The 21761-nt window shown below is 60.1% G+C and carries 14 protein-coding genes; 6 read left to right on the top strand and 8 right to left on the bottom strand.

Features of this window, described 5'->3' with window-relative positions; translation table 11 throughout:
- Window positions 1-139 precede the first annotated feature (139 nt).
- From X733_RS140880 to X733_RS140890, 3 genes are read left to right on the top strand one after another with little or no spacing between them, the layout of a single operon-like run.
- On the top strand, window positions 140-1186 hold the full coding sequence (locus X733_RS140880) for a DUF262 domain-containing protein (RefSeq protein WP_081740737.1): 1047 nt from the start codon (window positions 140-142) through the stop codon (window positions 1184-1186).
- The gene (locus X733_RS140885; RefSeq protein ID WP_023819809.1) at window positions 1186-2040 is read left to right on the top strand and encodes an SIR2 family protein; all 855 of its coding nucleotides are present in this window, start codon (window positions 1186-1188) and stop codon (window positions 2038-2040) included. Before X733_RS140880 ends, X733_RS140885 begins: the two co-directional genes overlap by 1 nt.
- Window positions 2041-2063: 23 nt before the next feature.
- Window positions 2064-3461 (top strand): restriction endonuclease, encoded by a 1398-nt coding sequence (locus tag X733_RS140890; protein WP_023819808.1) that lies wholly within the window; start codon window positions 2064-2066, stop codon window positions 3459-3461.
- Between the two features lie 89 nt (window positions 3462-3550).
- Here X733_RS140890 and X733_RS140895 read toward each other — a convergent pair whose 3' ends face one another.
- Genes X733_RS140895 through X733_RS140910 form a run of 4 tightly spaced genes read right to left on the bottom strand, consistent with a single transcriptional unit; the run spans window position 3551 to window position 9837 of the window.
- A complete protein-coding gene (locus tag X733_RS140895) occupies window positions 3551-4399 on the bottom strand; it encodes a phosphoadenosine phosphosulfate reductase family protein (protein WP_196813770.1) in 849 nt (282 codons plus the stop codon).
- Entirely contained in the window at window positions 4396-7731 is a 3336-nt protein-coding gene (locus X733_RS140900) for a hypothetical protein (protein ID WP_023819806.1), read from the bottom strand. Before X733_RS140900 ends, X733_RS140895 begins: the two co-directional genes overlap by 4 nt.
- On the bottom strand, window positions 7728-8663 hold the full coding sequence (locus X733_RS140905) for a DUF4007 family protein (protein WP_023819805.1): 936 nt from the start codon (window positions 8661-8663) through the stop codon (window positions 7728-7730). The genes X733_RS140900 and X733_RS140905 overlap by 4 nt, the downstream gene beginning before the upstream one ends.
- 40 nt (window positions 8664-8703) lie before the next feature.
- A complete protein-coding gene (locus X733_RS140910) occupies window positions 8704-9837 on the bottom strand; it encodes a cysteine desulfurase family protein (RefSeq protein WP_032911438.1) in 1134 nt (377 codons plus the stop codon).
- Window positions 9838-9956: 119 nt separating this feature from the next.
- Between X733_RS140910 and X733_RS140915 the strand changes: the two genes are divergently transcribed.
- The gene (locus X733_RS140915) at window positions 9957-10421 is read left to right on the top strand and encodes a hypothetical protein (RefSeq protein WP_023819803.1); all 465 of its coding nucleotides are present in this window, start codon (window positions 9957-9959) and stop codon (window positions 10419-10421) included.
- Here the strand turns inward: X733_RS140915 and X733_RS140920 are convergent.
- Genes X733_RS140920 through X733_RS140930 form a run of 3 tightly spaced genes read right to left on the bottom strand, consistent with a single transcriptional unit; the run spans window position 10409 to window position 19091 of the window.
- Window positions 10409-15739 carry an FtsK/SpoIIIE domain-containing protein gene (locus X733_RS140920; protein ID WP_023819802.1) on the bottom strand — a complete coding sequence of 1777 codons (5331 nt, stop codon included), beginning with the start codon at window positions 15737-15739 and terminating at the stop codon, window positions 10409-10411. The two genes, X733_RS140915 and X733_RS140920, sit on opposite strands and share 13 nt — an antisense overlap.
- Complete coding sequence (locus tag X733_RS140925) at window positions 15736-17277, bottom strand: hypothetical protein (RefSeq protein ID WP_023819801.1); 1542 nt, start codon at window positions 17275-17277, stop codon at window positions 15736-15738. Before X733_RS140925 ends, X733_RS140920 begins: the two co-directional genes overlap by 4 nt.
- Window positions 17277-19091: a hypothetical protein gene (locus X733_RS140930; protein WP_031193939.1), complete on the bottom strand. Its 1815-nt coding sequence runs from the start codon at window positions 19089-19091 to the stop codon at window positions 17277-17279. The genes X733_RS140925 and X733_RS140930 overlap by 1 nt, the downstream gene beginning before the upstream one ends.
- 389 nt (window positions 19092-19480) lie before the next feature.
- Here X733_RS140930 and X733_RS140935 point away from each other — a divergent pair, with 389 nt between their 5' ends.
- Both X733_RS140935 and X733_RS140940 read left to right on the top strand, forming a co-directional pair.
- A complete protein-coding gene (locus X733_RS140935) occupies window positions 19481-19756 on the top strand; it encodes a hypothetical protein (protein WP_023819799.1) in 276 nt (91 codons plus the stop codon).
- 108 nt (window positions 19757-19864) lie between these two features.
- Window positions 19865-20737 carry a hypothetical protein gene (locus X733_RS140940; RefSeq protein ID WP_023819798.1) on the top strand — a complete coding sequence of 291 codons (873 nt, stop codon included), beginning with the start codon at window positions 19865-19867 and terminating at the stop codon, window positions 20735-20737.
- Here the strand turns inward: X733_RS140940 and X733_RS140945 are convergent.
- A complete protein-coding gene (locus X733_RS140945; RefSeq protein ID WP_023819797.1) occupies window positions 20734-21627 on the bottom strand; it encodes a nucleotidyl transferase AbiEii/AbiGii toxin family protein in 894 nt (297 codons plus the stop codon). The two genes, X733_RS140940 and X733_RS140945, sit on opposite strands and share 4 nt — an antisense overlap.
- Window positions 21628-21761 lie beyond the last annotated feature (134 nt).

Here is a 21761-nt window from a genome sequence, read left to right as displayed (position 1 = left end):
CGGGTTCCGGCTCGACAGAAGGATGATGCCGGAATCCACACTAAAATAGAAATCCGAACCCGGCGACGGAAGTTGTGGCCTCGATGGTTGAGCATCGCGGCCTAAACCTTTAACAAAGTCAGACGGGGGGCGTCAGAAATTGCAAATCCATCAGGGCACCTGGACGGTCGATCGACTATTCAGCGAGCGTGAGAACATCAACCTCAATCCGCAATGGCAGCGAGGACCGGCTTGGAAGCCGCCTCGCCAAGTCCTTTTGGTTGATTCCATTCTGAGGGGTATGGACATACCCAAGGTCTACCTGCGCGTTCGCAATGGCGATGCGGTATTCACTCATGATGCCGTGGATGGCCAGCAGCGACTGCGCGCATTGTGGGAGTTTCGTTCAGGAGATCTGCCCCTTGAATACAGCGAGCCGCTGGCTCCCGTCGACGGGCGCGCCATTGCGGGATTAAGATACGATCAATTGCACCAAGATCTAAAAGACCGTTTCGATGCCTTCGAGGTCAGCGTCGCCGAGATATCTACAGGCACGAACGACGACATAGCTGCATTGTTCTCACGCCTACAAATGGGCGTGCCGCTAAATCCTGCAGAGCTGCGCAATGCGATGTTGCATCCTCTCAACCGCATCATGGCATCGATCGCGGAGTCACACGAGTTCTTCGGGCATTGCCGGATTTCGTCCGCCAGATCGAAGCATCTGGATTACATCACCCACGTCTTTGCAGTGTTGCAGTATGGGACCGATCGAGATCTGAAGGCCCCGGACTTGAAACGCATGGTTATGGAAGTGACCGACACCGATTCGATCCTCGAACTGGCGTCCCGCGCCGGTGCCGTCCTCAACGTTCTTGACGAGGTGAACCAACAATTCGGCTATCGAATAACTCAGAAGTGGATTTTTGTGGACCTCTCCCTGCTGATATCGCAACGGCAGCGAGCCGGAGCCGCGGTGGACCCGGTGAAGCTGGCTCAGGCCTACGAATTGTTCGAGGCCAGGCGTCGTATGCATAACGCGCAGCCGGATGTCCTTCTAAGCCGCGACAGCGCGCAACCGACACTCGATCGGCACCTATACAATTACATCGAAGCATTTCGCACCCAAGCCGGCACGAAGGAAAGCCTTCGCACGCGCAATGAGGCACTTCGGGCGTTCTGCCCCGACATCGACGCGAGGTCGTGATGGCATTCGACGCAAAGAGCATTCCCGACAATCTTCGGGCGACTTATCGCGGCAAGAAAGCGGCTATTCTGGTCGGCGCCGGTGCTTCTGTTGGGGCCGGGCTGCCGACTTGGCCGCAGTTCCTCGAAGCCATGGTGGCTGTCGCAGAGAAGCAGAACGTCGTTGCCGCTGATAAGGCCCGCGAATACCGCTCACTTATCTCAGACCCGAGTAAATACCTCATGATAGCGTCCGGTCTAAAAGAGGATCTCGGCAGTTATTTCGCTAAGGTCGTGGAAGATACGTTCAAGGCACCCAAGCCCAAGCCTACGGCTCTTCATGAAGCGTTGGTAAAATTGGATAAACTGCCGTTCATCATCACCACTAATTATGACACTATCATAGAGCGCTCCTATCGCGCCGAGGTTGACGACGATGTCTCGGTGCTAACCTACCAGGACGAGGGTGAACTCCAGCGTCGGCTATTTGCGCAAGAATTCTTCATTCTCAAAGCCCACGGCGACGCCCAGCGCGCGGGCAACGGGATTATCCTGACGGAGCGGGACTACAGAGAAACGCTCTACAGAAAAAGGGCATACCAACATTTGTTGACGGGCACGTTCACCATGTTTTCGATGGTGTTCGTGGGCGCATCAATGAACGACCCCGAGACGAGATTGCTCTTGAATTACATAGCGGACGCCTACCCCCAGGACTCTGGGCCAAGCCACTATGCGGTGATGGCGAAGGAGCAGTTGACCGCAGTAGAACAGGACCGATGGTTCAAGGATTTGAAGGTTCAGATCGTGCCTATCAGCAGTGCCAACCAATACTCCGAGCTCACCGAGTTCTTGGTCTCTTTGGGGAAAAGCTAGGATTAGTTCCAGCTGGGGGTATTTTGGAAACCAGGTTAAGCGCCGAGTCTATCGACAAACTCTTCGTGTTGCAGCCTTGCGCGCAGGATGAACACTTCCCGTTCTGCTTGATCAAAGGCGGAGATTCCAGCGGTGTCATCTTCTATGGAGCGGTGCGCCTTAGCTCGTCTCAATGGGATGGCGGCGGCGGCCGAACTGACTTGCATGACATCTTCGGACTGATGTGGGCGGCGGCCTTAAGAGCAACAGGCGCAGCGTCTCCCGAAGTCTGGCTTGACGTCGGGTGGACCGGAACCCCCGAGATTTACAGCCGCTTCATGTTCTTCACGCAGCCATACAGTTCCGCCTTGAGCGAAGGGGAGAGCGAGCTTGTCGGCCCGCGGTTGGCAGCGCATACAGCTTGGATAGCACATATCTTGTGGGAGGCATTCCATTTCGGCCCCGCGAACGTCGTTGAGCCGCGTTGGTGGGACGAGCCGAAGCCAGAGTGGATCGTGGGCCTTGAGGATATTGTTCCTGGGCGCAGCGACTGGATCTGGGTGACAAGAGAGAACCCGAATTGGGAATATCTGGTCGCGGGGGACAATTCGGTTTCGATCGTGCGCCTCGATGTTGGTGCGCGTGAGGCGCTCGATGAATTAGTGCCGTACTATGGGCCGAGCTCGGTTACCTTTGCAGGCCACAATATCTATTCCGAGCATGGCCTTGTGAACTGCGTGCCACAGGCGACTATCGAGCGAGGCTTGGAGATCCTTCGTCGGGTCGATGGTAACCCGGATTCGGGCAAGAGCATTGTCATTCCGGTCGACACCCACTGCGTCTTCATCGGACAGCGCACCATTGTCGCCCTCGCAGGTAGATTTGACGCGGCACGATACAATCAGCTCCGTGCGGAATGGGAACACCAGAACGCTAAACAATCGGCGATCTTTCTTGTTGGCGTTCGCTGGGTGTGGAGCACACCGCTGAATCCGGCGCGCTTCGAAGCTCTAGTCGAAGCGATCCTTTCCGAGGAACAAGGCCTCGAATGGGTCCGGGCGGCCGGCCCATCATTCGAACGTGATCAGGGACGAGATCTCGTTGCCTTGTGGCTGACACCTCCCGGATTGCCGGGGGGAGAAGTGCACTATGAAACTGCGGTGAAGAGACGAAAGATAGTCGTCCAAGTGAAGTCGCGGAAAAAGACAGTTGGCAAAAGCGATGTCCGGGACGTACGCGATACGATCGAGAGGCATGGCGCCGATGGCATCTTGGTTGTTGCGCATCCCGGGTGGTCGAACGATCTGTTCAATTACTGCGAGGGGCTGGCGCAGAAAGGCCACTGGGTAGACCTTTGGGGCCCGAGCCATCTGGAGGCGCGGCTCAGAGCTCGACCATACCTCGCCGAAAGATTCTCTGATCTGGTTCGACGAGCAGAATGAGCGTAGTAGGCGGTTTCGCCGGTCGCCCTGTAACTATCGGCGTGTTCCCATGCCCAACCCTCGGCGCAACTGCGCTCGGGTCAACGCGCTCACTTGTGGCAGATCACACATCCTGCCGCGGCCTCGTCGATCCCGTAGACGTCATCGATCGTGGGCACAATATTGCCGGCGAGCGGGTTCACGCGCCGCCGAGCCACTAGGCGCGCACGGCGCTGCTCGAACTCGCGCTCGATTTCGTCAACGCGCGCAGGCGAGCTCAATTCGTCAAGTCCCTCGCCCTGGCTCCAGGTAAACGGCGAGCCATGGTCACGAGCAGTCTTCTCATAGCCTTTGGCTTCCTCGAAAGAATCGGGGTGTTCCCGCATTAGGCGCACCCACTCGATTTTTTGCTGGAAGAAACAGAATGTGCACCCCGAGCGAGTCCGCCAGCGATAGTACTCGGGTTCGCCCAAGCCGGCGCTCTCGAGCGTTTCGATCACGCCAGCCCTACTGATGCCATCCTCCCGCAGAGGGAAGTGCACCTGCATGTTGCCATGGGTCGCCTGATAGCCCTCGCGACTGGGTTCATCAGCCCGGATGGCCACGTAGGAATGTACGACAACCCCGGCATCGAGGTCTTCGCGCAGCCACTGCTCAAGCGGACGGAGCTTGAGCTGCCGCGTGCACCACCGAGTTTTGGGGGAGGGCAGGAAGTGATTGTATTCCTTAAGCCAGAAGTCGAAATCCCGGTCCGGATTAAGCCGGGTAATGGGCTTTCCCAGGAACCCCTCGAGCTTGTCGAGGAACGAATACACCTCTTCTAGCTCCTTGCCGGTGTCAGTGAAGAAGTATTCTAGATCAAGGTCCGGCCTAGTCTGGCGCATATGGACGGCAAGGGCGGCGCTGTCGCGGCCACCTGAAATTCCAAGAATATGACGCTCATGCACTGCAGTCGTCATGCTGGCTCCAATCCCTTGCCTTCGGAAAGGCGTTCCACGATGCGCGCGAGAGCGGCAAGCTCGACGGCCGGTCGCATGCCCTTTAGGCGAAGCTGCGCCATCAAGTCGTCTGCCGCCATGTCTGCAGCCGCAAGCTCCTGTTCTGACACTTGGAAGGCATGAAAGAGCGGCTTTTCCTTCGGGTCCAACCCGACCATGACCGAAATAGCCTGGGAGGTGGGGGAGCGGTCACGAACTGCGGCGAATGTCTCTGCCTCGCGAAAGCGCAGGCAGAGTTTGGCCATTTCGAACATGGCTTGTTCTTGTTCGCGGTCGGACCAATTACGCGGCGGCTTATGAACGAGCAGGCTCGCTAATCCTTCGATATCGCCGCCATTTCCCTCGAAAGCGCCCGCACGCATGATGAAGGCATCGACGCGCAACTCGGCCGAGACGCCCGAGGCGGTAGAAGACCGCGGCCCAATTCCATCAAAGGTCATCGGGTCGACCCCAAGATGCTCGGCCAAGCTCGTGCGGAGCGTTTCCAGCATTTTTGGATAGGCCTGTTCGGCCTTGTTCAGTGCGGCCACCACGCTGACCCCGGGATCGGGCTCTCCCTTAAGGGTGGACGCGAGGTCCGAAAACAGCAGCGCTTCAGGGTCGCTGGCCTTCAGCACAATGTCCCTGACCTTGCGAACATTTTCGGCCAGCGTCTGAGTGCGCTGCGCCCACAGCGGAAGGGCATGAAAACGCTGATAGAGCGCCGATGCGACCGGGAGGGCCTTCGCTTCAACGGGGTTTGTTTCGGTCGAAAGAAGCGCGGCGAGCTGCTGGACGAACGCGTCATCGCGCTTGGAGCGCGAAATCCGGCGGAACTCGATGGCTGCAGGATCCTGCAGAATGCGGTCGGCGACGATATCGTCGATGGCAGGCTGGAAAGCGCCGTCGACGTAAACGGCGACCGCGCTTCTGTGCGCCAGCAGATAGGACAATACCAGTACGGGCATCACGCCCCGCTTGATACCATATGGCCGCGCTGCCCAGGTGTCGAAGAGTTCGGCCAGGTTCACCCGCTTCTCACCCAGCACCGTCCAGGCAGGCTTCATAGTCCTGCCCGCCTCGGCAGGATCGGCGAAGCGCCACACGCCCTTGTCATCCTGCCGATGAAGTCCCAATGGCCGAACGATCGTTAGGTAGAGCCCGCGCTCCACCGGGAAGTTCTCGATCCCGAGGTCTGCCACGTCCGACTTCGAAACCATGGCATGCATCAAGGTCCTCAGGCCCGCCATGGCGGCAGTCGAGGGCTTATCCCGGTAGAGCAACTCCGATTGGATGACGGGTGCGCTGCTGAAAGCAGTCGTCGCAAGGGCCGACGCCAAGACGGTCAGTTCCCTGCCATCGAGTTTCTTGCCGGATGCATCTTTTGCGCTGTCACCGAATGCCCACCAGCGGGCCGAAGAGAACGCCTTCAGCAAGTCGCTGCGTACAATCTCGGCGATCAACGATTTACGTGCCGACAATTCTCGGCGGGCGATCCGATCACCCTCGAGCTGCGGATGCGTCTCTTCGATGCGATCCAGGGCATAGAGGTCGCTCGCATGATCCCTTAGCAGACAGACCTGCTCACTCGCGGCAACGCCGGCCAGGACTCCTAGGTTTTCCAATTCGACACTGAGCTGCTTGGCGGCGACCTTGACTGGCGCTTCGAAGCTTCGCGCGTCGGGCAGCAGCATAATGAGAAGACCCGCCGACCGCCGCTTCGTCTTGGCCAATGCCGCAGCGGTCCACTTGGCCCACGCAGCGGGACTTTGCGGGCTCTCGTCGGCGAACTGAATGACAACGTCGAACGTGCGCAAAGCACCGGTCGCAAAGTAGTGGCTCTTGGCTGCGATCGGCCCCACGCCAAGCCGTGATGGCAAATCAGCCAGAACATCGGCGTCGAGCTTCAGCGCGACCTTGGAGATCGCCTCATCGAGGTCGAAATCGCTGCCGGCGAAGAGGGCGTATCCACCAAGCCGCGGCTGACGGATGAGGATCGCTCGGTTGACCAGTTCGTCGATCGCCGCCGTAACGTCGGCCTTTTTCGCCTCTGGCGCGCAAAGAGAGAGGATGTCGTCGGCAACCGCGAGCCCAGAGCCATTCCTGAACAGCTCGACGACCGCCGCTGCCTTGGCGAGCTTGCCAACCAACGGGCCGTAGAGCGCCGCTTTCTCTACGGCCTCCATGGCCAGTGTCATCCGATTGCTTTCGGGACCAACAGAAAGGGCGCTGCCAAAGTTTGCAACTAAGTAATCCCAAAGCTGATCCGGACCATACCAGGCGTTTCCGTCGACGTCGGTCCGCGCCAAGTGGGCCTGAAACCCGTTGGGTTCCGACGAAGAGAGAAAGCCGAAGACGCTCCGCTCATTTTGTGCAAACCGTTGGCGGGACACCGGTCCCAGCAACAGAGCGGAGACGGGGTGCAATGGCCATGTTTGGGTGAGGATTTCCGTCAGCCCCGCGACATCGACTGGCCGACGGTGCGAGATCGCTTCTGCCGTCAGCCCGGCAATCGCTTTGGCGTTTCCCGGAGCGTGGTCGCTGCCGATCGCACGAGCGATGAGCGCCGCGACCTCGTCGGCCTGCGCAACGAAGGGGACGTTCTGATACCGGCCCTGAACTTTCGCCCATTCGTTCCGACCAGTCCGGCTCAGGCGATTGGCATATTGCTCAAAGGACTGATGCAGAATGCCGACAATGACCAGCCGACCGTTGGAGCGTGCTGCTCGCTCGGCGAGATCCTGCAAAATATGTACGTCGCCGGCTGAATTCGTCGCGTGCTCGAGGAACTTGCCGAGCTCGTCGATGACGATCAGCAAACCGCCCTTTTGACGAGCACGCGCTTCCAATTGGTCGATAAGTGCTCGTTCGTCGCGCGCTGCATCCCGCGCCGCCTGAGTCCACTCAAATTGCTCTGCGGCCGCATCCGCCAACGCGCCCGCTAGGCTCGTGCGCCGGCCGGTCAGTGCAACCACATCCCACGAGCGTCCTCGGCCAGGAAACGCCGAGGAAAACTGCTCCGCCAAATCTTGCCCAACGATCCCTTCGGCGAGAGCACGCTGTTTCTTGTTGCCGGCGACCAGATTGGCAACAAGCAGCGCCGCACAAGATTTGCCGCCGCCATACGGGCCGGTCCAGGTGAAGGCGAACTGCGACCCATCGGCGATCCCCGCCAGCATGGCCAATAGCGACTTGCGGACGCTCGCCTGCAACACATACCCGGTGAGCGGCGGTGTTCCATTGAGATCGGTGTCGATCCGAGCGGACAGCGCGAACCGACGTTCGACCTTGACGATGTCGGCAAGCTTGGTCATGCCGCTCTCCGCCCACGGTAACCGGCTTTGACGAGATCGATCTCGTCGATTTCCTCGAGACGGCCAGCCAGAGCGACCTGACGGAGTCCCGCCGTATCGGTCCACACCATTTTCCCGCCGGTGGCGTCCCCGATGCTCATCAGCCGTGCCACTAGGCTATCCTCGTCAAGCTTGAAGACACGCCCGGGAGACCCGGGGTCATACTGCGCCTGCTCTACGGAGAGGGTGGGGGACAACGAGTGCTGACGCTCCCAGAACTGCTTTAACACGAGCGCAAATATGCTGTTGTCCAATGAAGGCTTCTGCCCACGGACAAATTCGAGTTGGCCTGTCGACCGCTGCTCCCGCAACAGGCCGAGCTCGACTAGCAACGGTTCTGCCGCGTCTTCCCCTGCATCGGAGTGACGGGGCGCATAGCTGCGTACGAACACTTCAACGTCGCGCTTGAGGGTCTCGGCGGTTGCCCTTGCGGTTGCACGGGCTTCGATGATCGCTGCCATGGCCCTAACGAGATCGTCCCTGGTAAAGGCAATCTGATTGAGCAGGTTGAACGCGTAGTAAAATGTCGTTGCGGCGCGCGGCTCACTCACGAGGTGTGCATGCATCAACCACAGAGTGGACGGATGCTCGAGGTATGGGTCGAGCCCGGTGCCGTCGGTGAAGATCAACCGCCCTAGATCAGTGGCGTAAAGATGGTTGGGGCTGTCTCTCAGAATCTTCGTCGCCAACGCCCAATGACGCATGGAGAGCGCCATATTTTTGCCGACGCCGAAGGTGGCGATTGCGTTTTGTTCCTGAAATGTTCTACGATCGACTCCATCCGGGTCGGATGCGTGGTCGAACGCCTTCTTCAGCCAAAGGAGCCGAAGCGGGAAGGTCTCGTGGCCCGAAAGGCGAATCGCGGTCGCCGGATCATGAAGGTCGTTCAACATGGAGGGGATGCTACTGGAGAGTGTCGCCAGTTGGCAATCCCTAGCGCGCCACTATTGCTGATAGCACCGCGGCCGCCTCGATGGCGTCCGCCTCGCTATTGTAGCGGGAGAAGTATAAACGGATAGTTTCTGTAGCTTCTTGATAAGTAAATCCCATCTCAAGTAGGACGTGCGATGCGGTTATCTGCCCACTCGTGCAAGCTGATCCTTCGGAAATCGAGATGCGATCACCGGCCTTCACTATTGTCGACATGGCGTCATTACCGGGAAATCTCAGACTCAAACTTCCGGGTACCCGACTCGGCGCGGAAACATTCTCGATGAATTGCACTTGCCTGCTGCGCAACTCTTCGAGGAACAGAGCCGACAGCCGCCCTGAATGGGCGGCGTCCGCTACGAGCCGCGTCCTGGAGACCTTGGCGGCCGCGCCAAACCCGACCACGAGTGGCGTCGGTACGGTTCCAGGGCGCACGCCAGCCTCCTGACCGCCGCCGAACAACACCGGCAACGGCCGGAGAGAAGCGGCCGATGATATGAACAGCGCACCGATGCCCATTGGGCCGTAAATTTTGTGCGACGAAAGGCTCGCTAAATCGAACTCCGCACAGTCGAGAGGAAGTTTGCCCGCGCCCTGTGCAGCATCGACATGCACGAGCGCCCCCGCCGCACGGGCAATACGAACGACATCGGCAAGCGGTTGGATGGATCCCACCTCGTTGTTGACCGCCATCACCGACACCAAGAGTGTCTCGATGCCGACCAACCGTTCCAGAGCTGAAATATCGATGATGCCGTTCACATCAACCGGCGCTTCGATGATGCGGAAGCCGGCACTCCGCAGCGAACTCGCGGACGACAGCACACTCTTGTGCTCGATGGCCGATACGACAATGTCACGCCGCCCGATGCCACCTTCAAGCGCGGCGAGAGCTATGCCCCTTATCGCGATGTTGTTTGCCTCGGTCGCCCCGGACGTGAAGACGAGTTCCTGTGGATCACAGCCGATGAGGGACGCGAGTTCCGAGCGAGCAGTCTCAACGGCCTGTGACGCCAACATACCGCTCAGGTGAGGTGAGTGTGGATTTCCGACCTGAGCATGCCACCAGGGTGCCATCGCTTCCATCGCCTCTGGCGCCAATGGTGTTGTCGAGTGACCATCAAGATATATCGGCATGGGCGCGTGTGACTCTGTCTTCGGATCAAGCTCAACCTTATCCCGAACGGGAAAAACTCGAAATCGGCCCACGGTCGAGGCCCAGGCAATTTGCTGATAGAGTACTGGCGGAACAGGAGATGCGCATCCCCATGCCCGAAGGCAACGACGTCAGCGTCAAAGAAATCTACAAAGAACAATACGCCCACTTCAGAGCGATGAACGACATCCTCTACAAGATTCCCCCGCTGTTCTCGGTGGCGATCGGCGGGTTGTGGTACTTCGCGGCATCCCAGCTCAAGACCGATCGGCTCATTGCCGTCGCAATTTTCTTGTTCGCGGCCGTCGTGAGTATCGCCAGCGTTTTCATCATGGGTCGCTTCAGCCAGGCCTTCAGCCTCTACATTACCAATTTGAACAAGCTCGACGGCGAGTATGCGGTCTCGATCAAGAACAAGGACAAGAAATGGCCGCCTTCGACGGTGAAGATCATTCAGTTCCTGTTGTGGATCGCGGCGGCGATTTCGTGCGCCGGGGTCATTTACGCCCTCGCCCCCCTGCTTTGTCCTCCCGCGCCTCCGGTTTTGCCAGCTCAACCGTCCTGAGCCGCGATCGCCGACACCACGTCTTCTATGTCCTCGTCGGACAGAAATGGTGCCTGAGCGAAGACGGTCGAGGCCTCGCCGCTCAGCCGCGCCGCTAGGTGCCCAAGGCCGAGCAGGTTCTCGGCACCCTTCGTCCCGAGGGCGATCTCTGAGGTTCCGACGCTCGCGACCTTGAGAATCAGCCGATTACCGAGATTGTCACGCAGCTGAACGGGCATGACCCCGGCATCTGGCCGTTGTGCCGCAAAGACCAGGTGGATGCCGGCGGCTCGCGCCTTCACCCCGAGTCTGGAAACAATCGAGGTGACGGCACCCTTGTAATCCTCGGTCAGCATCCATTCGGCGAACTCGTCGTGGATGAGAAACTTCATCGGCAGCCGTGCTTCTGGCGCGGCCTTGATGTTGAACGATCGGATGTCGCGAGCCCCACTTTGCCTGAAGATCTCGTATCGCCTGTCCATCTCAATGACGAGCCCTTCCATCATTTCGATGGCGACCGCTTGGTCAATGATGATCCCACCCTTCACATGCGGCAGCCGCTCTATCGCGGAGTAGTCGACGCCCATTTTTGGATCGATCAGGTGAATGTGCACTAGGGCGCTAGGATTGGTCGCGGCGATGTCGAGGATCAGCGCCTGGATCAGCACCGATTTACCGCTGCCCGTCGCGCCGGCGATGAGCGTGTGAGGGTCGTGTTGTGACACGCCGGCGAAGGGCCCACCCAAGTTGAGATAGAGAATTTCGCCGTCCAGCTCGCGCAGACCAAGAAGGAAGCTCGTGTTCAGACCGGCGGCATTGCGGTTCAGGGCGCGGCGTTCCCAGAGATCCCACATCGAGACAATCTGCCGCTTTGCTCTTGCCACGCCCACCACGATCTCGCCGGGCAGCGGCGAGATCGAGATCACTCTCAGGCCATGCGTGGTCAGAAGAGCTGACTGCTTCGCCTCGATGTCTTCGACGCGCAGGCGGTCGCTGCCGACAAATCGCACCAAGGCGGCGTTTGGCGTCAATCGCATCCCCGCGATCTTAGCCTGTAGATTGTAACCCATCAGCGCGGTACGAAGGCGGCCGGCTGTTGCCTCGAGCCATTGTTCGTCCTCGCCAGCCGCCGACTGCACCTGCCCTGCCCGCCGGGACACCATGCCGGCGAAACTCTCGTTGTCCCCTGAGATCGGTCCTGTCGCCTCCTGCTCCTCCCGATCAAGCGAGCTGGAGCGGGCAGTGGCATGAGGCTGAGCGTCGCCGGCATCAGCAACAGGCGCAGTTCCCGCGCTCACGTTGGGCTCGGGCGGAAGGGGCGTGGGTGTCGTTGGAGAAGCGCTCGGCGGAGGGGCGTCCGGCTTGGGCCCGGTACCACTGGCTGGGCCACTCTTCGTGGTCCACCGAACGCGCGGTGCCGGCGCGCGAAACTCCGATGTCTCCCAAGGCCGGCGATCCCCCAAGGCGCTCCTGATCGGCATCAATGGGTCGGACGCCTCATAGGTCTTGACGAGCTGCCGAAGACCTTCTCGCGTATAGATCTCCTGTAGTCCCCGAACCTCGGTCACTTCGTCCTGATCGCCGAGCGAGCCACCCGCGTCTGCGGGTCCCGAAACAAAAATATGGGAATAGCCCTTTAGATCGATCTCCACCGTGCCGTTGCGGATTCCATTTCTGACCTCCTCGAGCGAAAAGCTCGCGGTCAGAGCCGACGGTTCATCGAGCAGGATGTCAGCAAGACGCGAAAGCCATAGGTCACGGTCAAGCCGCCCCGGATCGCCGAAAAGTGCGTCCTCGATCCGGCGCATTGTCTGTCGCAACTGCTGGCTCGAATGACGTTTGGCTTCCGCCAGACCACTGGCCTCGACATACTTCGCTTCGGTTACAACAGCGCGAAGCCTTGGGCGCCCATCAGGCCCCGGGTCGACGCTGAGCGCAAGGATGTCGGCAATCCCTTCCTCTCGTTGGCCCAGCCACTGCGCGTAGTCGTCGAGGAGGAACCACGATGCCGGACGCTTCAATAGCTCCTCAGCAACAAGTGCACGACTGAGAACCAGGCCTATCAACTCCCCCGCTGATACGCCGCGCTTTGCCGCACGCAATATGACATCGCCAGAAATGGCCGTCGCATCGGCGATCATTCTCTCGGCAAGCGCAGATAGACGGTCATCGCTAAGCCCGAGGCTGAGTTGATCGAGGCGTCGACGGACAAGCACCGGCAGGACGCGCAGGTCCGAGGTCGAGGACACGACCATGTTGCGGCCGTGCGTGCGTTCGCGCCGATATCGGATGACCTTGATGCCCTGCGCCATGAGCTGCCGCTTGTCGAGGAGGTCGTCATAAGTGGCGACCCACTCGGCCAGGCCGTGGACATCCTTGAACATGGCCTCCAAGCCATGGTCCTGCAGCGAAATCTGACGCGCGGGCAGGTAATGCTCGTTGTCGCGATGCGACTGTTTGCGGATCACGGCCGCAAGAGCATCGAGATAGGACCAGCCGACCCGAGGTTGGCGGGGCGAAACCAGATAGCTTGTAGCGGTGAGTTGTTCTTCTCCAACGACCCGGCGATACGACCAGCGAGGCGGCACGTGGTCGGCGATCGAGGGGTCCGTGTCGTCGTTCCGCGGGACAGAAAACCAGGCCTCCCTGGCCTGACGCGATACGACATCATGCAGGAACGCCACGTCCACGCTGCGCTCGTCAGGCGCCCGGCGTCCAGTGCTGCCCTCAAGCATCACCCCAATTCTGAGTTTCGACATGAAGTTGAGCGAGGTCTCACTGACGACGATAGCGTCCGGGTCGTTGCCCGACTGATCCAGGAGATCGGTATAGACCTTGTTGAGCTTCGAGCGGTCTCGATGGCGGACGAGGACGTTGCAGTGGACCTCGTCTTCGTGAACGGATCCTAACGCGTTGACCGTGGCCAATGGCAGGCCAGCCGCATCGCAGTTGTAGAGCATGATGCTGAGATTGGCGCGCTCATGCGGCTGCAGGTCGAGATAACGGCCGATCAGCCCGCGGATCTCACGCGCAGCCTCGGCCGGATCCACATCGGTGGACGCTTCCGAGGGATCGCGAACCGGCCGTTCCATGAAGCTGTAATCGTTGAGTGTGCTCGTCTCGGTCAGGAGAACCGCTTCACCTCCGGTGAAACCCGGTACTGCCTCAGGATAGTAAGGGTGCGCGAGCTCGGACCGGAGATCGGCAAAAAAGAGCCGCTGGTCGCCAAAATTGACTTCCTCCGCCCTGAGCAGGTGATCAATCAGGCCGCAGAGAGACCGCATCTTGACTGCTGTTGCGGCCATCCGCATCGGGTGCCAAGGCGCCACGATCGCAGCCGGCGTCGAACCGGCAATCTGAACCGTGCCGATCCTGAGGATCGGTTCCCACAGGTCCCGCCGATTTAAGTCACCTGGCGCCGAGATACGAAGTTGCTCAAGCAGCTTGGCGTACAGATCAGCCTGTTCGAGCTGAGGAGTTCCCCCCATGCCGTTCGTCCGCCAATCTTCGACGGCAGCCGAGTAGCCCGCGACGAAGGCAGTCCATGTCTCTCCAAGGTCCGCGCCGGCAGGCGGCGTGATGCGACCGCCCGCGACAGCTGCCTTAATGGCCCTGGGCAGGGCCTTGCTTAAGTCTTCGACATTGGTCGATCGTGGAACCAACGATCCGGCATCCTGGCGGAAGGAGGGTTGCAAAGTGCCTACGTCGGCGAGGGACACCGACTGCATCGCACCCTTCTTGCTGACCAGCATGCGCGACACTTCGGCAATGCCGAATGGGTTCTTTTCGAGCCTGGCGAGGTCATCGGGCAACGCCAATCCGATCGCGTTTGGCTCGGCCCGCCAGATCAACTGAACCGTGTTTTTCTCCGCACCGGGGCCGCTTCCCACAGTCAGAGTGAGATCGAACTTGATCTGGATGTTTGCGCGCGACGTCGAGACATTCTCGCGGAATTTCCGGCTCTTGCTTGCGGCTTCGAGGAGCGTTTCGAACTCGAAAATGTGCGGCGTGTCCCAGCTGACCGCTGGTGGGAGAACCTGACGCAGGGCCTTGTACTTGAGGCTGAAGGCGCGGGCCACGTCGACATTCATGTCCAACCACTGCGTCTTGGTCCGGCGTGAAGACCGGATCTCGATCCCGCGTGGCATCTTGAGCGTACCGAGCTGGGCAAAGAGCCGCTCGATGCTGCGAACCAAGCCATCGAGAAAATCCGTGCACTCAATCGGGCGCCCGTAGACGAACTTCTCCCATTTGGCGCGCAGCTGCCTGTTGGCCGCGAGGTCCTCCCGATGAGCTTCGAAGAACTCGCGGTCGTCCTCGCGCGACTCCTTGAGGGATCGCCCCTTGAGATCGCCGAGATATGCCTTGTCCGGGTCGCTGAGGCGATCGGGACGCTCATAGTCGAAAAACTGAGCGGTCTCTTCGGGAAGCTTCAGCTTCTTGAGCTTGAGGCCCGAGAAGATGAGAAGAATATTGTCCTGTTCCCACTCGAGCTCAGCGAGCTTTTCGGTCGCCTCGCGCCACCCGGCTGGCGAGTCAACGAATGCCTCGATCGTCGGGTGCAGCTCGGCGGCGATCTCGTCCCGAACCGTCTCGAACTGATCCCGCAGCTCGTCGGCTTCGATCGGCTGGCGATTGGGCCGCTGTTTGGAAAGCAGCGGTCTACGATCAGAGATGAGTTTGTCGTAAAGGCGTCGCCAGCGGCTTTGCTGCTGCAGATCCTTTGGCCGCTGCGATCGGAAGTATCCTGTGTCGCGCGGCAATTGCAGTGCCGGTAGCGCCCAGCCAAGTGCGTCCGCAACGGGCAGCGACATGCCGTCGATCGCGGCTCGCGTCATGGCAACATAGTTGCTGAGCTGTGCGAGTGGCCAGTCATCGACACTGGACAGGGCCTTAAGGGCTGTGTGCCATGCTTCGATGTGCTCTTCCGGCAGCCCAAGACCATCGGACGCAGGAAGCACCCAATAGGCTGGTCCTTCTTTGAGTTCCTTGGCGCCGATCAACGCCACATCGTGCAAAGATGCGCCCTGATCATCGTCGGTGTTCGCGATAAGGAGCGCGGGACGGTCGCATTCGGCATGCCGCCACGCCACGGTCCTCTCATCGGTGATGACGGAATCGGGCAGACCCTGGCCATCGACGAGTGCGCGGGGCACAGCTATCTTGACCTGCGACTGGATCGAAGCGTCGGAAACCAACTGCCTGACGATAGCGGCAACCTGCGGGCCGGTGAGGCGATCGAGCATGAAACGAGCGGTGCCGCTGTCGGCCCCGAGGCCCTGCAAGCGCTCTTGGAGCGCCGCAGCCCCTGCCGCGCCGATCAGATCGAGAGGGTTCATGCTCTCACCTCGCGGCGAAACGGATTTTCCACATAGGCGGCCGAGTCCGACAGCCGGTTGAGCAGGCCGAGGCTAATCAGCCGTTCTTCCAGCCGCCGCGCATTGTCGGAGAAGTCTTCCTGATCGGCTTTTCCGGCGCCGATGATGCTCGCGGCCTGTTGATCTCCGATCACGAGGCCATAGCGATCGTGGAGCGCAGCAAGGAAGTCCTTGAACTCCATCCGCTCGCTCACGCAGCAGACGACAAGCGTCTTGAGCAGGCGGTCGGTCGGTGCGTAGCGCACGCGCCGGCTTGAGCGACGCGAGCTCAATCCGATCTGCCGCGCCCAGGTCGAATGAACCTTGCCCACATGTTGCGCGTGCCTGGTTTTCGCCCTGCCGACGAGCGCATCGATCAGGTCGCCAGGATTGCTCATCCCGGTCGGCAGGTCGTCTGGATCCGGCCAGTCAAACTGTCGGCCCAATACCTCTGCGGCGCTGAGAACGGCATCGTCCGACGCAACGGCGAGCTGCCACTCATGGGAGGTTTCGGCACTGCGGACGTAATGCTCAATGGCAAGACCGGGCAGCGAATTGTTCGCTTGAAAAGAGTCCGCGGCAAGGTCACGGATCACGGTCTTTTTTGGCGATACGATCTCGCAGATCATCGTAATGGGCACGGAGTCGAGCAGTTCACGCGCCCGGTCAAGCTGGTATCGAACTAGATTGAGCCCGGTGATGGTTACGATGTGCGGCAGAGCGTCGAACACCGAAATTGGGCTATCTAAAATGGCGATCCAATCCTCGGCGAGCTGATCGAAGATCGGATGGGTCGAGCAGGGCAGGTAAGCGCCCGGCCGATCACGCTCGGCAAGTTGAGGCTCGCCTTGCAGCGCGGCGACCAGCCGATCGTAAACGGTTGGCTGTTCGAAGAGTTTTCCGACAAGTCGTTCCTTGAGCTCCGCGGCTCGTTTGGACCGGCACAGCATCAGATAGAGAACTTCGCCGGTTCGAGCAAAAAACCGCCTATCGGTCGAGACACCAGACGCCGTCACCGCAGCATCCTCGTACAGCGCGCTGGGACCGAAGGGGAAAACGAACTTTGAACTCCAGCGTTTATTGCTGGCGCCTTCGATGGCGGACGACTGCAAGAACCCCACCACAGAGGCAAAATCGTCGAAGGAGTCGAAGCGGCCGCGGAGGTAACTGAAGTCCCGGCTCTCGAGGCCGCCGGCGTTCTGTTCCATCAACTCCAGCCATTTGGTCCAGGCTGCATCGTCGGAAAGCCCCTCGGCACCGATGGTCAAGAGGTAGGGATTATTGAAGATGAGATTGCGCAGTCGCAACTGTGTCTGCGGACGATAGGAAAGTGCGTTGAACTCCCCCTCCGCAAAGGCGCGGCCGGCGACTTGCTCCGACCGGAGCACACCAAGGAATTCAAGCAGGATCAGCCAGGGCGTCTGTTCGTCATGCAGTCGATGCCCCCAGATCGCCTCGTCGACCCAGAACGCTGGTCCGGTGCGATCCTCATGGGAAATAGGGCGCTTCAGAATCTCCATCAGAGCCTCACCGTGACGCTACGCGATGATGCACGGCCATCAGAATTGAGGTCGATGAACTTGAGGACGATTCCGTCATTGCGGTCGTCTCCATCAAGGAATCGCCGCCGTTCGACGGCGCTCAGCAGCCGTGCTTTGAAGGCAAGAAGGTCCTCGTGGCACTCGAGCGAAAAACTCGTCGGCAGCGCGCCCTCGGCCACACGTCCCAAGAATTCAAAACGGGTCGTGGACAGCTGCAGCGTTACTTCAGGCGGGTCGTCACGTGCGAGTCGAACCACCAGTTTCATGCCTCCATCCCCGTCACCGAGCAGCGCCACCTCCTCGCCGGCCCTGCGGGCGACGGACACGAATTCCTCGAGTAGGGGACTGGTTCTCGACTGCGATTGGCTTCCCGAACTTGCAAGAACCAGTTCGTCCTGGTTCTGGATCAGCATGCCGGTGAACACCCGGTTCAGCCCGCGTATGAGCATGGGCATCACCTGCCGCGGCAATGCTCGTTTCTCGGCCAACGCGCGACTGGTCTCGAGATAGAGCCCAGCGTACCGAAAGACGGTCAGGTCCCAGAGGTCCAACGTGTCTGCCAGCTCATCTGAGATTGTAAAGAACAACCGCTGACGCTGCCCGCGAAGGAGCCCGAGAAAACGGGCGACAGCGCTGGGATCGTCGCCCTCCAAGTAGGACTGTTGCGCCCGTCTATAGGCTGGTGTCTCGCCGTAGACCTGATCGGTTTGCACAAGGGCGCGGTAGGTTTCCACCAGTGCCGGATCGTCGGCGCCGTAGACCAGCATGTTGTCGACTTTGTTGCTCGTTTCCGAGCCGATGCCGAACAGGTTGAGCTTGCGAAAGGGTTCAGTTCGTTCCGCTCGGCTTGGCTTCAGATTGCCGCCGAACACATTGCGGTAGGGACTGGCTCGCTCCGCGGTTCCCGCAGCTGCCAATTCGGCGACATCAGTGCACGCCATGAGTCCGTCCCGTGCATCGGGATGGCCAAGTATGATGTTCGTGACAAGGGATAGAACCTGGCGGATGGTAAAGTGACCGCCATTCTGTTCGCTGGCTTCGACCAGATTGCCGAGCCGACGCCGGAAGAGACCATTGTCGGTGGTCCCGACCAGCCGTTCGCGGTTCTCACGGATCGGACAGGTTGCGCCATTCAGCGCCGGACAATCAGCGCAGCCGTCCCAACCCTGGTGCAGCGTCACTGCATCGATGACCTGATCGATCATCACGGCGGCGGCAGACCGGCTGAGATCCCTCAAATCGAGCTTAATCGCAGAGTTCCCGCTGCGACCAACGACCAAGAGATTCTCGACCACCTCGACAAGAGCGCTCGTCGTCTTGTCGCTGCCGGCGGTCTTCATCTTTTCGAGAAGCTGACCATGATTGGCCGCCATCAAGTAGACCCGGGGGGAATTGGGGTCTGCGACATCCCACGCCATCTGCTCGATCAGCGGTTTGCTCTCGTCCGCGCGAAGCTCGCTCAAATCCTTGACTACGATGAGTTGACGAGACCCCAAGCTGAGGCGCTGGATCTTCTCTCCGCCGTTCCAATCTTCAATTGTGCCGCCAAGCTCAAGCCACACGCGTCGGCAGTGATAGGTCTTTCCGTCGCCTGCGGTGCCCGTGAGGATGATGGACTGGCACTCGTCTGACCTGAAATTGTCGACCAACCATGCCAGATGCTGAGCCGGCAGCTCGATAGGCTGCATCTTCAGGCGAGCCAACGCCCGCTGAATGGTCTCGTCGTACATATTATCGTTGGTCGGAATGGGTCCGTAGTTCCGAAGAAACCGGATCCAGTTGTTGGTCGGCATGCGCTATCCCCCCACGACTGCCGCCTTGCGCTGACGACCGTCCTGGAATTCCAGCGCAGCCCCATGAAAATCAGTCAGTTGCAGACTACTGTAGAACTCGTGAAACGCAACAATACAACCCGAATGCTGCCGCGAATTGCCTCATGAGGGCTCGGCTAGAAAGCGTGTGACGATGAACCTGAGTCGGCCGGAGCCACTCCCTACGGCATTTTTCTTCTGGCAGATGACTACCTGTCTGCCGCCAAGCTCGCCTATCGGGACCCGAGAATAGGAACAGGGCCTGTGCGATTGATGACCTACCATGCGGCTGAGCTCTTTCTCAAAACCTACATGCGTTCCGCCGGAGAAACCATCGATGCCCTGCGGGCCCTGGCCATGACCTTGAGAAGATGGTCGTTCGCGCCAAATCGCTGGGACTGAAACTACCCGCTCAGATCTTTGCCCAGTCCCGCAAACTATCGGCAAACAACGACTATGTGCGGGCACGCTACGTGGTGACCCGAGAGCGGACCGACATCTCCGACCAGAGTGTTCTTCGATACTGCCAGACGATCAGGTCGAGTGTGATCGCGGCGCTCAACATGGACGAGCTAGGTGTGCCTCAGGGCGACCCTTGGCTTGGCGCGCTCCCTACCGACTACCCGAAACAAGCGCCGAGCGAATGAACAATGCGATGTCGACGACAAGGCCGAATCGAGGGTTCCCCCGAACCGAGCGTCTGGTTGAAACGTTGTCGAACAAAGTGATTGTCGATTGCGGCGCGTTGATCAGCCATGAGCGATAGCAAGGCAAGTTCGAACGGAAAGGATCGTCCTGGCGCGACGGCGGCATTTCCCTATGACCGCATGACGGTCGAGCGGTTTCGAAAGACCTTTCCTCGCGCCCGCTGGAACGACGATCTGAAGGCGTGGTTCGTTCCGGGCAAAACCGCGGCGCGGCGTTTCGATCGATGGCTCGAACGAGAGCGTTCTCAGACGCAGACCTATGCCGATCTCAAGGGCTGTGACGCCTTTGCCTTTGATCCCATCCTCTCCAAGTACCTTCGGCGCCTTGACGACCATTTGGAAGTGGTGACCCTCTATTCCCGTACAGTCGTTGATGAGATGCGCGAGGTTCCATTTGCCTCCTGGGATTCCGACCGCAGTGTTTGGACGGTTCCATACCGGTCCTATGACGCCGTGCGCCGCCATTGGAGCCGCATCGAGGAGGCGGCCAAGCGCAACGAGCCGGAGGAACGCAAGACGCGCCGAGAGGCTAATCGCGGCTCTGAAAAGGAACGAGCCGCGCGGGCGCGTGCCACCGAATGGCGCCGCAGGCGCTATCCGCTCGATCCGCAGAATCTACCGCCCTTTGGTCGGCCCGTGATGACCTCTGCGTACGGCGTGGTCGTTTTCATCGGGTGCGATGGCGAGCCGGCCGATCCGGAGATCCTTCTGGCTTCTTATTCCGATGTTCCAACCTCAGCTGATATCGTTTGGGGGCGATGGCGTCCGGCTACACGGGCCGAACTGGTGAAAACCTGGCCCTCACGTGCCGGATCAAAGATTGTTGATGGGACTTGGAGGCAGCCCACGATCGAGGTGCTGCGCGTACCAAGGAAAGCGGCCAGCGTCAGGGAACGGCAACGTTCTCGCACTGGCGCCTAAACTAAGGGCGTGTGTTGATTTCCCGCTCGATCTGTCCTGCCGAGGCGAATGTCATCGAAGCTGGGCGCTGCGCCGAAAATCATCGCGGTCGTGTTGTCGTAGTCGCGCGCAAGCGCATCGACCCTCTTGGGCACCGGCTCGATCGCAAAGGTCCCCGGCACTGCCGAGGAGAGATCATAGTCGGGCCGATCGAAAAACATGCGGGCGTGACGCACGCAATCGGCGCCGAGATCGCGGTCGGCGACCGCTGCCCTACCGGTGTCCGACTGCATGAGGCAGTGCAAGTCGTAATAATGGCGCGAGACCCGCTGTCCTTCCTGTCGCAGTTCACCGCGCCGTTCATACCAGCGGCGCAGTCCATGAGCGATCACCACCTTGTCCCAGAACGTCCGCGTCGCCTCGATCGTGGTGACGTCCGGTACCCCGAGATCAACGCCTGCCACTTCCCCGGCGACATAGGGCGTTATCGTGAGCGGCGCGTGGGGGTCGAGCGCCGATTTTGCGCCGGATTCGAGACGGATCGCAGGTCGGACATAGGCACGATCGCGCGGTTCCACTTCGGGATACCAAAGCAGCAGGGTCTGCCCATCGGCAACGGCTTCATCGATCTCTACGCGCCCCGCCCCTGCGGTGACGTCTGCCAACTGGGCGGCGAGGAACTCATTGAGTGGGCCGGTGATATAGGCGCGACAGGCATTTCGAATCGCCTCCAGTTTGGCGCGGCGCTTCTTGTTGGACAGCGCCTCGAGCTCTTCGACCGAGGCCGGCTCTTCGAGGTCGTCACGGAATACAGTGACGTGTAAAAGTAGGCGGCAAGCGCCGTGTCGCCTCTCGGCGACCGGTTTCTCACCGCCTCTTCCCGAACCGGACTTGCGCCTTTCGTTACGCATCCGGCTCTCCAGAAGACATGGCGAACTCAGGCGTCCCCATCCAGGCGAGGCGGTATCGGCAGCTCGGGGTCATTGCGAGCAGAAATTGCTCGGTGGATCCGTCCCGCCAGACCGTGCGCGTGCGCCGAAGCTGA

The sequence above is a fragment of the Mesorhizobium sp. L2C066B000 genome (genome assembly GCF_000502335.1).
Classification (GTDB): domain Bacteria; phylum Pseudomonadota; class Alphaproteobacteria; order Rhizobiales; family Rhizobiaceae; genus Mesorhizobium.
The sequence above is the reverse complement of the archived record's forward strand: the minus strand, read 5'-3'. Positions and strand labels throughout refer to the sequence as shown.